Annotated in this window: 13 protein-coding genes and 1 tRNA gene; 3 read left to right on the plus strand and 11 right to left on the minus strand. The window is 34.4% G+C overall.

What is annotated here, in order from left to right:
* Nucleotides 1-125 precede the first annotated feature (125 nt).
* The 8 genes from BR43_RS06980 to BR43_RS07015 all read right to left on the minus strand — a co-directional run bounded on the left by BR43_RS06980 (nucleotide 126) and on the right by BR43_RS07015 (nucleotide 7,548).
* Entirely contained in the window at nucleotides 126-653 is a 528-nt protein-coding gene (locus tag BR43_RS06980) for a DUF4064 domain-containing protein (RefSeq protein WP_034560553.1), read from the minus strand.
* A 23-nt stretch (nucleotides 654-676) separates the two neighbouring features.
* Nucleotides 677-1,063: a hypothetical protein gene (locus BR43_RS20440; protein WP_245617834.1), complete on the minus strand. Its 387-nt coding sequence runs from the start codon at nucleotides 1,061-1,063 to the stop codon at nucleotides 677-679.
* Nucleotides 1,064-1,345: 282 nt separating this feature from the next.
* A tRNA-Leu gene (locus tag BR43_RS06990) sits at nucleotides 1,346-1,428 on the minus strand.
* 59 nt (nucleotides 1,429-1,487) lie between these two features.
* Nucleotides 1,488-1,958: a SprT family protein gene (locus tag BR43_RS06995; RefSeq protein WP_034560555.1), complete on the minus strand. Its 471-nt coding sequence runs from the start codon at nucleotides 1,956-1,958 to the stop codon at nucleotides 1,488-1,490.
* A 186-nt stretch (nucleotides 1,959-2,144) separates the two neighbouring features.
* A complete protein-coding gene (locus BR43_RS07000; RefSeq protein WP_034560557.1) occupies nucleotides 2,145-3,005 on the minus strand; it encodes an AraC family transcriptional regulator in 861 nt (286 codons plus the stop codon).
* A 144-nt stretch (nucleotides 3,006-3,149) separates the two neighbouring features.
* Complete coding sequence (locus BR43_RS07005) at nucleotides 3,150-5,333, minus strand: Tex family protein (protein WP_034560559.1); 2,184 nt, start codon at nucleotides 5,331-5,333, stop codon at nucleotides 3,150-3,152.
* A gap of 141 nt (nucleotides 5,334-5,474) precedes the next feature.
* Complete coding sequence (locus BR43_RS07010) at nucleotides 5,475-6,635, minus strand: cation:proton antiporter (protein WP_034560561.1); 1,161 nt, start codon at nucleotides 6,633-6,635, stop codon at nucleotides 5,475-5,477.
* A 178-nt stretch (nucleotides 6,636-6,813) separates the two neighbouring features.
* On the minus strand, nucleotides 6,814-7,548 hold the full coding sequence (locus BR43_RS07015; protein WP_034560562.1) for a metallophosphoesterase: 735 nt from the start codon (nucleotides 7,546-7,548) through the stop codon (nucleotides 6,814-6,816).
* A 288-nt stretch (nucleotides 7,549-7,836) separates the two neighbouring features.
* On the opposite strand from BR43_RS07015, the gene BR43_RS07020 reads away from it, so the two are divergent.
* From BR43_RS07020 to BR43_RS07030, 3 genes are read left to right on the plus strand one after another with little or no spacing between them, the layout of a single operon-like run.
* A complete protein-coding gene (locus BR43_RS07020; protein WP_034560564.1) occupies nucleotides 7,837-8,697 on the plus strand; it encodes an efflux RND transporter periplasmic adaptor subunit in 861 nt (286 codons plus the stop codon).
* A 15-nt stretch (nucleotides 8,698-8,712) separates the two neighbouring features.
* A complete protein-coding gene (locus BR43_RS07025) occupies nucleotides 8,713-9,405 on the plus strand; it encodes an ABC transporter ATP-binding protein (protein WP_034560568.1) in 693 nt (230 codons plus the stop codon).
* Nucleotides 9,406-9,420: 15 nt separating this feature from the next.
* Nucleotides 9,421-10,647, plus strand: coding sequence for an ABC transporter permease (locus tag BR43_RS07030; RefSeq protein WP_034560571.1), 1,227 nt, complete (start codon nucleotides 9,421-9,423; stop codon nucleotides 10,645-10,647).
* Nucleotides 10,648-10,764: 117 nt separating this feature from the next.
* Here BR43_RS07030 and BR43_RS19040 read toward each other — a convergent pair whose 3' ends face one another.
* The 3 genes from BR43_RS19040 to BR43_RS07045 form a co-directional block, all read right to left on the minus strand.
* Nucleotides 10,765-11,619: a C39 family peptidase gene (locus BR43_RS19040; RefSeq protein WP_051933856.1), complete on the minus strand. Its 855-nt coding sequence runs from the start codon at nucleotides 11,617-11,619 to the stop codon at nucleotides 10,765-10,767.
* Nucleotides 11,620-11,859: 240 nt separating this feature from the next.
* Nucleotides 11,860-13,251 (minus strand): L-cystine transporter, encoded by a 1,392-nt coding sequence (locus BR43_RS07040; protein ID WP_034560573.1) that lies wholly within the window; start codon nucleotides 13,249-13,251, stop codon nucleotides 11,860-11,862.
* A gap of 248 nt (nucleotides 13,252-13,499) precedes the next feature.
* Nucleotides 13,500-14,621, minus strand: a complete 1,122-nt coding sequence (locus BR43_RS07045) for a GGDEF domain-containing protein (RefSeq protein ID WP_034560576.1) — start codon at nucleotides 14,619-14,621, stop codon at nucleotides 13,500-13,502.
* Nucleotides 14,622-14,631: the final 10 nt, after the last annotated feature.

Here is a 14,631-nt window from a genome sequence, read left to right on the forward strand (position 1 = left end):
ATAATTAAATGTCAGACAATTTCTATTGTTTTTTTTAGTGAAATTTAATTTCACTATTTTTTTTACAGCACAAAAAAACTGCATAAATTAACATCTATCATGTCAATCTATACAGCAAAGTTTTCTTAAAAATCAATCCACTCATTTTTTTTAATTTGGTATTCTTCTTCCGAGATAATTCCTTGATCCCGTAATTTTTTCAATTGTTCCATATCATCTAGTAATGTTGTAGACTGTCCACTAGCTGTTTTAATTGGTGCTGGTGTTTTACGGCTAAGCATCATAATTCCAGCAATTAACCACAAGATTCCTTGAAAACTTGCGATACTAAAAATTCCTAAAATCAAAACAACAATTCCCCAGCCCTGTTTATTGTTCTTAATTTTAAATGAACCAATAAAACCTAAAATTGTCATACCAATACAAAAAACTGTAATAATAACAAAAAATGCTAGTCCTATTTTTGCATCTGTATTGGAATAATCAGCTGCGCTACTATATGTATCGTAATAGTAGTCATCTCCTGTATTAAGTGCATTTGTTGCTGAAAGGCTAAAAGCCATTATTGCTGAAAATAAAATCATTAATCCTGAAATCAACGCACTAATAATCGATCCAATTAATGCTAAAATATATTCAGTTTTTCTATCCATTCTTCTTTTCCTCCATTTTCCAACTATTCTTTCGATTCAATATCTTCCACTTCACTTGATTCTTTTTTTGTAAGATCGACAACTGTTAACTCTTCACTTACTACTTCTACGGATTCATTAGGCTCTTCAACTACATCAACAGTCTCACTAGAAACCTCAACAACTACATCATCTGTTGCTTTAAATTGGTTCTGCCCATCTTTTAACTTGTTAATTTCAAGTCTAAGTAAATAAATTTCACGTTCATATTTATCCGTATCCTTATTCAAAACCGATTGTTCAATTCCTTTAATGATTGCTTTTTTGATTACAAAATACCAAAGAAAAATTGCGCCAACAATTATCGCAATATAAAAAACAGCAATAAATAAAATAAAGAAACCAGAAAAAATTGCAGCTACGTTTCCCATGTTCTTACCACCCTTCATTTTTTAATTACATGAGTCTTCTAATTATACTCTTTTTTGCAACATTCGTCATGTTAAATTTTATCATCCGCTTTCATTTAAACCACCTTGCTCATTACTGTTACTACACTTGATAATAAGCAGATGTACAGATTATGAAAGAAAGTATCCGTACTGGATTGACGTTAGCTTTATTAAATTGATTTATTTTAAATCCTACTCATCCTTTTAATTTCACAAAAAAATGCTCTTATCCTAATTAATCATGGATAAGAGCATTTTTTATGCGGTCAAGAAGACTCGAACTTCCACGGGATTACTCCCACTACCCCCTCAAGGTAGCGCGTCTGCCATTCCGCCATGACCGCAAATTCAACTCATTAAGTATAAATCGCTACCCTTTTTTTGTCAATTATCCTTTGACGAATTAACATCTGATCTCAACACGTTTCTCCAACAAAGTTAAGCGTCCTTTACAAGAGCCACAAACATATTTATTGATATCAAATCGACGTTGACGATACAATTTAGACTGACAATGTTGACAATAATAGACCCAATAAGCTTTTTTCGATTCATTTTTACGTAACGACTGAACAAAACGACTGCCACCGACTGCCAGCAATAAGTTTTTAAACTCAGCATCTTTATGTTGGTAGCCTCGTCCTTCTAAATGCAAATGATAATGACAAAGCTCATGTTTAATGACACCTAAAAATTCAGTCATTCCAAAAGTCTCTAGAACTTGTAAATTAAAATCTAAATTATGACTACTTAAATGATAACGTCCTCCTGTTGTTTTCAAACGTGAATTAAAGGTTGCTTGATGTTTAAAGGCTTTGCTAAAATATTCTAGCGAAACTCTTTCAACTAATTGTTGTAATTCAATCTGATTCATTCATTCGCATCCATTCACTAATTTTCTCTATTTATTTTACTAATGTATCAAATATTCCTAAAAAAAACAAATCACCACAGGATACTCACTATTATTTCCCGGGAAATACATTATTTCACTTCTGCTTAATTACTTTATTATAGAAGAAAAAAACTGACCTGATAAAGTCAGCTTTTTTTACAATTACTAATTTATTTTAACAACCGGAATCCATATTTCACTTAAATAATCTTCACGTGCTGGATCTTCTAACGAATACCATTCAAACTCAGGACCATCGGCATGTTCATAGCCTGATTTTGGAAACCATTCTGAGAAAATTCGCTGCCAGGCATCTTGAATAGCCTCAGGCATTGGACCTACTACTTCAAAAATCGCCCACATCTGAGAACCAATTTCCAATGTTTCAAAATCTGTTGGTGCTGCTAAAGTAGTTGCTGCTGCAACCCAATAATCCATAGTAACTGGAGTAAAATTAGCACAAACACCTAAAATTCCATCTGGAGTAGTATTAGCTAATTCCTCAATTCTCTCAGCCGTTCCATCTTGATTTACCCGTTCCCATATCTTAGGAATTTCCTTCGCATTCTCTCCATCAATCGTACTAATCTGTTCCTTAATCCCAACAACTTTAAATGCTGATCGTTCTTCAATTCGATACTTCATTGCAATCGCTCCCTTAATAGATAATTGAAAAGAAATAGGTGGAAAGGATTTTAATTCAACGCCTTTTTCTCGAGCCTTTGATGGCGTTACTTGATGAATTTGATAAAAAGCTTTTGTAAATGAATCTGCTGATTGATAGCCGTATTTTACAGCTAAGTCAATAATTTTTATCTCTGTATGCTGTAAATCAAATGCAGCCGCAGTTAAGCGTCTTTTACGTATATATTCAGCTAATGAAACATCTGCAATAAAAGAAAACATCCGTTGAAAATGATAATCTGAACAACAATTCAATTTTGCTAATTCCCGTGTATTGATTTCCTGATCTAGATGCTCTTCTATATAGTCAATCGTTTGATTTAAACGTTGAATCGTATCCATTTTCCCATTCCTCCCCTACTAACAATAATAGCCAATGCTTGATGCTCACATCCGACATTCTCTGCACCATACTATCGGATTCGATTTAGAAAAAAAGCCAATAAATTGAGCCTTTAGACTAACAATTTATTGACTAGCTACTTTCTATTTTTGTTCCTGATTCAACATAGTTAAAGCAATACGTCCTTTTTTCAAGTCAATTGAATCAACCCAAACTGTCACAACATCTCCAACAGCAACTACATCAGTTGGATGCTTCACATATCCATTACTTAATTTTGAAATATGCACCATTCCATCTTGTTTCACACCGATATCCACAAATGCACCAAAATCTACAACGTTCCGGACAGTACCTTGTAATTCCATCCCTGCTTTTAAATCTTCCATCGTTAACACATCTTTGCGTAATAACGGCGCTGGCAGCTCATCACGTAAGTCACGACCAGGACGTGATAAAGCTTCAACCATATCTTTAACAGTTTCTTTACCAAGTCCAGTTGCTTCAGCTACTTGTTGGAAATTCAATTGCGCTAGAGCTTCTTTTGCTGTTGTACTTCCTACATCTTTCAAGCTTAAGTCAGCCATCGCTAAAATTTCTTTCGCTTCTTTATATGTTTCTGGATGAATACCAGTATTATCTAGAATATTTTTTCCATCAACAATTCGCATAAACCCTACTGCCTGTTCATAAGCTTTAGGTCCTAAACGAGGAACTTTTTTCAAAGCTGCACGACTTTCAAAGCGACCATTTTCATCACGATATGCCACAACATTCGTAGCTGTCGTTTTATTTAAACCAGCAACATGCTGTAACAAAGGCGCACTAGCCGTATTTACATTGACACCGACTTGGTTAACTGCCGTTTCCACGACGAATTCCAAACGTTCTTCTAACCGTTTTTGTGAAACGTCATGTTGATATTGTCCTACGCCAACTGCCTTAGGATCGATTTTCACTAGCTCAGCTAATGGATCTTGCAAACGACGAGCAATACTCACTGCACTACGCTGTTCTACTTGTAAGTCAGGAAATTCTTTACGAGCCAAATCACTAGCTGAATACACAGAAGCTCCAGCTTCATTGACAATTACGTAATAAACCTCTTGATCAATCTCTTTCAAATTATCCACAACAAATTGCTCAGATTCACGACTTGCTGTACCATTTCCAATCGCAATCATTTCAATCCCAAACTCTTTGACAATCTTCTTGAATTTAGTAGCCGCTTCACTACGAGCCCCAGCACCTGCTGGTTTATGCGGATAAATCACATCAATATCCGTTACTTTTCCCGTTGGATCAATAACAGCTAACTTACAGCCCGTACGATAGGCTGGATCTAAACCTAGTACCATCTTCCCTTTCAATGGTGCTTGTAAAAGTAAATTTCGTAAATTCTCACCAAAAATATGAATCGCCTGTTCATCAGCAAGTTCAGTTAACTCACCACGAATTTCACGTTCAATCGCAGGACCAATAAAACGTTTATAACTATCTTCAAACGCCGCCACAACATAAGGTGCCGTTGGAGAATTTTCATTTTTTATTAATTCACGTGTAAAATACTTATTAATTCTTAACTCATCAATAGAAAGCGATACTTTTAAAATGTCTTCTTTTTCACCACGATTTAAAGCTAAAATGCGATGCGAAACTAATTTAGCAACAGGTTCACTAAATTCATAGTACATTTCATAAACGCCTTTTTCATCTTTTTCTTCATTCTTTACTGTCGATGTAACAATACCATTTCGCATTGTAAACTCACGCAACCAAATTCTGAATTTAGGCTCATCACTAATTTGTTCAGCTAAGATTTCATGAGCGCCAGCTAATGCTTCTTCAGCTGTTGCAACTTCTTTTTCTTCATCTATATAGTTGCTTGCTTCTTGAATAACATCAGCATTTTCAGGAAAAGTCAGCAGCCATTCAGACAATGGTTCCAAACCTTTTTCTTTAGCAATTGTTGCTTTCGTACGACGTTTTTGCTTGTAAGGACGATATAAATCTTCCACCAATTGCATCTTCTCAGCTGTTTCAATTGATTTTTGTAATTCTGGTGTTAGCTTTCCTTGTTCTTCAATAATTCGTAAAACTTCACCTTTACGTTTTTCTAAGTTTTGCAAATAATTATAGCGATCCTCAATTTCACGAATCTGAACTTCATCTAAGGTTCCAGTCATTTCTTTACGATAACGTGCAATAAAAGGCACTGTATTGCCTTCTGCTAATAGGTTTAAAACAGTTGTTAATTGCTTTTCACTATACACCTTTAATTCTTTTTTTAATAATTGTAAGATTGTTGCATCTGTTTGTTCAGCCATCATTTTCTTCCTCTCTTCATTCAAGCTATCTTATTTATTTTAGCATATATTTGTTTTATTTGTAATCATTCATCGATAGCAAATACAGAAAAAGAAACTAAACTCAAATACTCAAAGTTCAGTTTCTTCAATTGATTTACACTATTTCAACAGACTTTCATCTTGTTTTACAATGGTATATTTTAGTAAAAATGGTGCAATCACTGTTGTAGCAATAATTACCACAATAATCGCCGAATAATAGCTTTCAGAAAGCAAATTAGACTCTAAACCTAATTTTCCAATAATCAAAGCCATTTCCCCTCGTGATACCATCCCAGCACCAATAACTGCAGCAGATTTCCAATTAAAACCAGTTAATTTAGCACCAAAGGCACCACCAATTAATTTGGTTAAAACAGCAACAACAGTTAAAACTAAAATAAAGATCCATTGTTTGCCAATTCCGCTAAAGTCCATATTTAAACCGATACTTACAAAAAAAACTGGAATAAAAACCGCATAGCCAATTGGTTCGATTTTTTGCTCAATTGTATGTTTGTATTTAGTTTGAGAAAGAGCAATTCCAGCAAAGAACGCTCCAATAATCGCACCCATTCCCATATAATCTGCAAAATAAGCAAAGGCTAAGCAAATAATTAAGGCCATTGTAACAACAGCTTCAATCATTAACAGTTTATTCGCAATCTTCATTAAAATTGGAATCACCCATTTTGAAACGGCAAAAACCACAATAAAGAAGACTACTTTACGTAATAAGCTTTCTACAAACGGTTCTTCGGTTCCACCATTTGTATGGAAAACACTGACTAAGATACCTAATAAAATAACAACTACAATATCATCCACTACTGCCGCACCTAAAATAGTCGCTCCTTCTTTAGTATCTACTTTTTTCAAATCCTTCAAAACTTGAACAGAAATACTCACCGAAGTTGCACTAAATAGTACCCCAAGAAAAATAGAGCTTTGGAATCCAAGATTAAAAATTTCCCCACAGAAAAAACCTAATGCTAGCGGAAATAGAATGCCTAATAGAGCTACCGATAATGCTGGTTTCCAATATTTTTGCAGCAGCTTCAAATCACTCTCTAACCCTGCAATAAACATTAAGATAATCACACCGATTTCTGAAAAGTAATGGATAAATTCATCCGGTTGAATCCACCCCAACATCGCAGGACCAATAACAATCCCTACTAATAGTTCACCAATTACGGCTGGGACACCAATCCGATTACAAAAATGTCCTGCTAGTTTTGTTACAAGCAAGATCAAACATAGCGATCCTAAAAACATCATATTGTTCGCCTTCTTTCTAAATTCTTTGTTATGTTTTCTATAATAGTTCCATTAACATTACCAAACAGTCGTTACAAATTATAGTATAGCTACAGAATTGTGTCAAAATTAACGCACTACTTTATTTTTGGACAAATAAAAAAGAAGAAAATCAATCTCTTCTTTTTCGTTATTTCTTTTAGATACTACCATCCCATACATAGCCTGTATTTTTTATACTAATGTCTTGTTCTAATTTTTCTGGACTAAAAATTACACCATGAAGTGCCCCACCATAAACTGCACCGCCATCAATACCTATCTTGTCATCGCTTTTCCATAAATCAGTCGTCACATTATCACCATACAAAGCAGGCGTAATTGTATGACCAAACACAATCACTTTCCCTGTCATGTTCTTCCCTTCATGAAACGGAGCTCGAATCCACATAAAATCATAATCTGTCGTTTTCTTCCAATCAGATTTAGTTAAATCAACACCCGCATGAACAAATAAATACTGATGCCATTCAAAATAAAGAGGCAATCCTTTCAAAAATTCAACTAGATCTGGGTAATGACTTTTAATCATCATACTCATTTCAGTTGGTGAGTATTCATCATCTAAACCTGAATGTAACAAACTTTCTAATGTGCGCATCCCACCATTTAAACAATAATTCTGATAATAGTCTTCAGGGTTATCTAAAAACCGTAAGAATAAATCCTCATGATTTCCTTTTAAATAAATTCCACCTTGCTCTTTCACTAATTTTTTAGCAAGTAAAAAACAGGCTTTAGGATCTTCACCACGATCCCCTAAATCACCAATTAGAATTAACTGCTGAGTCTCTGGTTGCCATTTAGTCAACATTTCATTAAATAGTTGGATTTGTCCATGAATATCCCCAATTACAAATACTTCTTGCTTCATCGTTTATACGCCCCCCATTCTAAATCTCATAAGACTAGTATACACCTTTTTTAACTAGCAATAAAAAATTTTACCTTCCTATTAGTATCGTTTATCTTTTAAAACTGCTGTCTAAACTTTTTTGTGAAGATAGACACATTTAACTAGACACCCAAAATTAAAACCGCTATAATGTGAAACATGACAACTTGTCATTTCTTTACTAATCTAAGACTTTAGTCCCTTAGAAATCGAAATGTACTATGTTATAATTCTCATTAAATACTTATTTAGGAAGGAATGAGGCACATGAATTGGAAAAAAATCGTAGGATGGGCTGTAGCAATTGCAGCACTTGGTTTCATTGGATATAGTGTTTTTGGACCAAAAGAAACTGAAAAAACACCTGAAGTAACAACCTCTGCAGTTAAGGAGGAGACCATCGTTGAAAAACTAGCGACAACAGGAACTTTAGAACCGACAGCTACACAAAATGGAGTTGGTACAGGTTTGGTTACGGAAGTAAATGTTGCAGTTGGAGATAAAGTTACAAAAGACGATGCCCTTGTTCGTTATATAGATGGAACGACAATAACTGCCGCAATCGATGGAACCGTCACAGCTTTAAACGTTAAAAAAGATCAAGCCGATTTAAGTACACAAACAGGAAAACCAAGCATTACAATCGATGATCTTAGCAACTTAAAAGTTAGCATTCAATTATCAAAATCAGATGCAAGCATAGTTAAAGTCGATCAACCTGTTACCTTAACAAGTGGCTCAACAGAATTTGCTGGAAAAATCAGCGAACTTGATCCTGTAGCAACTACAACAACGGGAGCAACTGGTACAACTACTGCATTAGGTGGAACTATTTCCTTCGACACACCACCAACTGGTTTATTTGCCGGATTTGAAATTGATGCTGATATTACTACAAATACAGCTGAAAATGCACTCGCTATTAAAGTTGAAAGTTTGTTATACGATAAAAACAATAAGCCTTACGTTTATATTGTCAAAGACAATAAAGCAAAAAAAGTGGATATTGAAACAGGTATTCAATCAGATACCATGGTTCAAGTTACTAAAGGCTTAGAAAAAGATCAAAAAGTAATTGTTTCCCCTGAAGATAGCCTAAAAAATGGCGCAGCTGTCACCGTAAAATAGAATGGAGTGAACTAGATGATTGATTTAAAAGATATTGTTAAAATCTATCGTACTGGTGGTGAAGAGCTAGTCGCTTTAAAGAAGATTTCTTTGCATATTGCAGAAGGCGAATTTACAGCGATTATGGGACCAAGTGGTTCTGGTAAATCAACTATGATGAATATTCTTGGTTTGCTAGATCGATTTGACAGTGGAACCTATATTTTAAATAATCAGAATGTAACTGGCTTAAGCGATAATGAAAGTGCTCATGTTCGGAACAAAGAGATTGGTTTTGTTTTTCAATCTTTTAATTTAATGCCACGTATGACGATTTTAGAAAATGTTGAATTACCTATGGTTTATGCTGGAATACCAGCAAAGGAAAGACGTGAACGTGCTCTTAAAGCACTTGATCGAGTAGGTTTAAGTGACCGTGTTAAACATCGACCTAATGAAATTTCTGGTGGTCAAAAACAACGTGTTGCTATTGCCCGCGCGATTGTAAACTCCCCTGCTGTTTTAATGGCGGATGAACCGACAGGAAATCTAGATTCTAAAACGACTCTAGAAATCATGCGTATTTTCCAAGAACTCAATGATGAAGGGACAACCATCGTCATGGTCACTCATGAACCTGAAGTTGCTGAGTATACAAAACGCATCGTTTCCTTTAGAGACGGGGAAATCATGGACGATCAACTACAATTAAACCAAAAACTAGTCTAAGAAAGGAGAGCTTTTATGAATATCAAAGAAAATTTTAAAATGGCTTTAGACAGCATTTTTGCCAATAAAATGCGCTCCTTTCTAACCATGTTAGGGATTATTATCGGAATTGCTTCGGTCATTGCGATTTTAGCCGTTGGAAATGGAGCCACTAGTGAAATCACTGGAACCTTTGACGACTTAGGTGCTTCAACTGTTTCCTTAAGTGTAGGAAATAAAGCCACAAAAAGTGATTATATCAACGATGCCGATCTCAAAGCTTTAAAAAGTGCTAGCTCAAAGATCCAACGTATTTCACCAGATAAAAGTATTCGTGGAACGTTAAGTAATGGTGATGAAAACCGAACTGCGATTGCTTTTGGTGGAACACCAGATTTACAATATACCAATCAAACAATGGATAAAAATATTCTTTATGGCCGTTTCTTTAACCAAAATGAATACGCAGATAGTAAGAATGTCACAGTAATCAGTGAAGACACCGCAACTGCTTTGTTCAATGGTCGAAAAGATGTTGTTGGCGAAACACTTAATTTAACAGCTTCTGGTAGTACAAATCTTAGCTTAAAAGTTATCGGTGTTGTTAAAGGAACTTTCAGCAAAATGCAAGGTTCATTTGATACTTCACAAATGCCTGTTTATCTAGCAATGCCACTTACAACAATGGCAAAACTTGATTCTTCAGCTAGTGATATCACAAATGTAACCATCCAAGTGGCGAATAAAGACGATATCGAATCAGTTTCTAAACAAATGGTTCGTTTGCTAGAAACACGTCATGATGCAGTGGGGAAAGACCTCTATACAGCAACGAATTTCCTACAAGCTTTAGATCAAGTTAATAACGTATTAGGCTTGTTCATTAACTTTATTGCCGCCGTAGCAGCTATTGCACTCCTTGTTGGGGGAATCGGCGTCATGAATATTATGCTGGTCTCTGTTACTGAAAGAACTAGAGAAATCGGAACGAGAAAAGCTCTTGGTGCAACAACTAATACGATCCTCTTCCAATTCTTAATGGAATCCGTTATCCTCTCTTTAATTGGAGGAATTATCGGTCTAATCCTTGGAATTCTCTTAGCAAATGGAGTAGCTGGTGCCTTAAATATTGTTCCAACCATTACTCCTGGCGTTATCTTATTAGTGTTGCTGTTCTCAAGTGCAGTCGGAATTTTCTTTGGAATCTATCCAGCACGAAAAGCAGCTAAATTAGATCCAATCGAAGCCTTGAGATATGAATAGTAAATGATCTATGTAACTACACTCTTTGGCTAAAAACAGAAATCCAATGAACTCACCATTAAAAATGGGGGTCATTGGATTTTTTTTCATTATAATTGATACACGTCTCTATCTAAATTAATACGTTAACGCTCTTCTTTCCTGTTGATTCCAAGTAAGGCTAAAAGATTGTTTATCAATATAACTATTTTTTGCTCCTGTCCATGGATCATTAAAATAAAATCCGTTAGCATCATAGCCAGTTAACGTAATTGCATGAACTGTAAAACCATGCATCACGACCCAAACTACAACAGGTTTCTCTTTTTTAAGATTATGTTCTAAATCCTTTAAATTTGTTCCTGTTAAGTTAGTATAAGAACCCGCATATTTTGTAACTAAATTTCTAAATGCAGGTGGATAAATTGTAAAACCTTCAGTTGTATAAGGATCACCAACATAACCTAGATTAGGATCAGAATCGTGATAAGGCATTTCATTAGCAACTGCTTCCTTAGTAATCTGGACACCTTTGTAATTCAATAACATTGTTACAGCTGTGGCCTCACAACCTGTTGGCAACATTGGTAATTGACTGATAATAGGCACATCTAAAATTCTTACTTGGCTTTCAATTACTGCTGGAACCCTTTCAAGTGCAGGAATCGGATCTGCTGAATTTTCTCCATTTGAATCAGCAGATGTTGCTTCACTAGTTTCAGGACTAATTGCCGGTTCAGTAACTTCTGATGATTCCGTATCCACTTCAGAAACATCTGATGGCTTCGCAACATCTTCTGCAACCGTTGCAGATTCGTCTACATTTCCATTATTGTGAGAAGACTCGCTACCACTGCCTAATAAGGGACTTCCTTCTTCGCTATTTTTAACAACCGTTTCACTTTCAGCAGCTAAAACTGTATTCGCTTCCAACATTAGTGGTGCCAATAAACAAATAACTGAACTAACAACTAACACTCTCTTTTTCATCATTAAATAACTCCCAACATATTTTTTTAGTTCCTTTTATTCATCTTAACAAAAAGCTTTTTTTAAAACAAACTTTATCCATTATATATTATGAACATCATATTACTTATCTGTTCTTCTCCAATAAAACGCTTATATTGCTAATTAATTCCATTTAAATAAAATAACTTAACAGTGATTTCCACATAAAAAAGCCTCAAAAATCAGTACAACAATACTGATTTTTGAGGCTTTTAACTTTATTTAAATACTTGATTCAATAACTGCAGATTCATCATCTAAGATTTTTGAATTAAATTCTTTGATTCGTTTAGATGTAACAATTCCAGCAACCATACTATCATTTACGTTAACTAATGTACGAGCCATATCAATTAATGGTTCAACCGAGATAACTAAACCAACAATAGCAATTGGTAAGTTCAATGAACCTAATACGATCAATGAAGCAAAAGTTGCTCCACCACCGACACCAGCAACACCAAATGAACTAATTGTTACTACTGCAATAATTGTTAAAATATATAAAGGACTAAATATATCAATTCCAACAGTTGGAGCCACAATTGCAGCTAACATAGCAGGATAAACACCCGCACAGCCATTTTGTCCAATTGTTGCACCAAAACTAGCAGCGAAGTTAGCTGATGCTTCATCAACACCTAATGCCTTTGTTTGAGTTTCAATATTTAGAGGCATTGCACCAGCACTAGAACGTGAGGTAAATGCAAATCCTAAAACTGTTCCAACTTTTTTAATGTATTTAATAGGATTAACTTTCAATACGCTTAAAATCAATAAGTGCATCAAGAAAACTACAAATAGTGCAGAATAAGATGCTGCAACAAATTTACCTAAGTTCCAAATTGCTTGAACATTACTTGTTGCCGTTACTTTAATCATTAAAGCTAAAATTCCAAATGGTGTTAAACGTAGAACTAAGGTTACAATACGCATGACAATTTTATACAAGCTATTAATTAATTTTGCAAAAAACTCTCCCGTTTCAGGATCTTTTCTATTGACTCCGATATACGCCATTCCGACGAATGCAGAGAAAATAACAACAGCGATAGTACTACTACCACGAGTTCCAGATAAATCAGCAAAGACATTCGTTGGAATAAAACTCACAATTTGTTCAGGAATTGTCAAATTCTCAACTTCTGTTTTACGTTGATCCAATACTTCAATTCTTTCTGTCTCAGCATCCCCTTGAACAAAGGTTGCACCATTTAAATTGAAAATAAACACACTCATAATTCCAATAAATGCAGAAATAGCTGTTGTGATTAACAATGTTGAAATCACTGTAAAGCTAATTTTCCCAAGATTTTTTGAAACACCTAACTTTGTAAATGCTCCAACAATGGAAACAAAAATTAACGGCATAACTAACATTTGTAATAATGAAATATATCCATTTCCTACAACATTAACCCAACTAACCGCTCCAACAGTCACATCACCTGTTGAACCAAAAATAACTTGAATGATTGCACCTAGCACAATCCCTACTCCAAGTGCTGCAAAGACACGTGTTGAAAATTTCACATGTTTCTTCTGCATCCAATAAAAACCATAGATGGCTGCAACAAATAAAGCTAAAATAATAATAATATAAAGATTCGTCATAAATAAATCCTCCCTTTGTTTTGCTTTTCCTATGACGGGAAAAGGCGATTACCATAAGAGTAAAGGTCTCAGACAAGTAGTTTTTCCAACTCTTGTCCTAAAAATGCGCATAAAAAAATACACTTTTAGTGATTTAATAAGTTTACATTAAAAAAGTAAGTAACGCAATATTAATGCCTCTTATTTTTAAATTTATGAAGCAAAATAAAATACGTTCTAAAGTCTGATTCAAACTTTAGAACGTATTTTTATTGACTTACCCTATTTCGACCATTTTCTTTAGAACGGTACAAAGCTTCGTCTGCTCTTACATACAATTCCTTCACGTCTGAGTCAGTAACTAAATACGTAGCTAAACCAATTGAGATGGTAATATTGATTTGTTTACTTTCATAATAAAAAAAGTGCTTCTCAACATTTTCCCTTACTTCTTCAAGTATCTCCATAGATTCCGTTGAAGATCTTCCTTGTAGCAACAAAGCAAATTCCTCACCGCCAGTTCTAAAAAGAACATTTCCATAATTCAATGATTCCATTCGTCTCAATACATCTGTTAATTCAACAAGTACGTAATTTCCGGCCAAATGACCATATGTATCATTTACCGTCTTAAAGTGATCAATATCAAATAAAGCTAGATTTAATGGTTCACCTTGTGCTTTTGCTTCCTCAAATTCAGCCAAATAAGTCAGATTAAAATCTTTAAAATTTCGTGCCTTTGTCAATTCATCTGTTAAACTATCTGTTACTGTTTTAAAGAAAATCGTATTTAGATGATATAAATAAGTTGCACTAAGATAGGTAATACTCCCAATCACAATAAAATTTAAATAATCTTCCAACATATAATTAAACGCAAAAATATGCGTTCCATCTAAATTGCTGCTATAAATAAATATCCAAATTGGAATAGCCGCCAGGAAACTAAAAATTAAGGTTCGTAAATTGTTTCCATTTGATAATTTTTTAGCAATAATAATCATCATTAAAAAAACGACAAAAACTAAGACATACATAATTGTTACAGGGGTAATACCAAAATAAAATAACCTAAAGATACCAGAAAGTACCACCGAAATCATCGAAACACGCGCACTAATAAAAATAGCGGGAATTAAGATAATAATTAGGCGTAAATTGCCATAAAGGTAATAATAATGATCGACTGCAGACATCAACGTTAAATAAATTGAAGACATCGTCATTAGTAAGCCTGAACCTATCTCCATAAAATAAAGCAACTGTTTATCTGAAAGTCGATTTTCAGCAATCACCCGTGAAACCGATAACCAAACTGCCTGAATAAAAAATATTCCTAAAATGGAGGTTATCCCCGTTATGTAGGGTTCAATTATTTCAAATACTAGCACGTTAATAACA

It is taken from the genome of Carnobacterium gallinarum DSM 4847 (assembly GCF_000744375.1).
Classification (GTDB): Bacteria; Bacillota; Bacilli; order Lactobacillales; family Carnobacteriaceae; genus Carnobacterium; species Carnobacterium gallinarum.

Excerpts from the sequence above, each read along its gene's own strand:
- BR43_RS07005 (WP_034560559.1), bottom strand. The coding sequence starts at position 5,333 with ATGGCTGAACAAACAGATGCAACAATCTTACAATTATTAAAAAAAGAA.
- BR43_RS07040 (WP_034560573.1), bottom strand. The coding sequence starts at position 13,251 with ATGACGAATCTTTATATTATTATTATTTTAGCTTTATTTGTTGCAGCC.
- BR43_RS20440 (WP_245617834.1), bottom strand. The coding sequence starts at position 1,063 with ATGGGAAACGTAGCTGCAATTTTTTCTGGTTTCTTTATTTTATTTATT.
- BR43_RS07000 (WP_034560557.1), bottom strand. The coding sequence starts at position 3,005 with ATGGATACGATTCAACGTTTAAATCAAACGATTGACTATATAGAAGAG.
- BR43_RS19040 (WP_051933856.1), bottom strand. The coding sequence starts at position 11,619 with ATGATGAAAAAGAGAGTGTTAGTTGTTAGTTCAGTTATTTGTTTATTG.
- BR43_RS07025 (WP_034560568.1), top strand. The coding sequence starts at position 8,713 with ATGATTGATTTAAAAGATATTGTTAAAATCTATCGTACTGGTGGTGAA.
- BR43_RS06995 (WP_034560555.1), bottom strand. The coding sequence starts at position 1,958 with ATGAATCAGATTGAATTACAACAATTAGTTGAAAGAGTTTCGCTAGAA.
- BR43_RS07030 (WP_034560571.1), top strand. The coding sequence starts at position 9,421 with ATGAATATCAAAGAAAATTTTAAAATGGCTTTAGACAGCATTTTTGCC.
- BR43_RS06980 (WP_034560553.1), bottom strand. The coding sequence starts at position 653 with ATGGATAGAAAAACTGAATATATTTTAGCATTAATTGGATCGATTATT.
- BR43_RS07010 (WP_034560561.1), bottom strand. The coding sequence starts at position 6,635 with ATGATGTTTTTAGGATCGCTATGTTTGATCTTGCTTGTAACAAAACTA.
- BR43_RS07020 (WP_034560564.1), top strand. The coding sequence starts at position 7,837 with ATGAATTGGAAAAAAATCGTAGGATGGGCTGTAGCAATTGCAGCACTT.
- BR43_RS07015 (WP_034560562.1), bottom strand. The coding sequence starts at position 7,548 with ATGAAGCAAGAAGTATTTGTAATTGGGGATATTCATGGACAAATCCAA.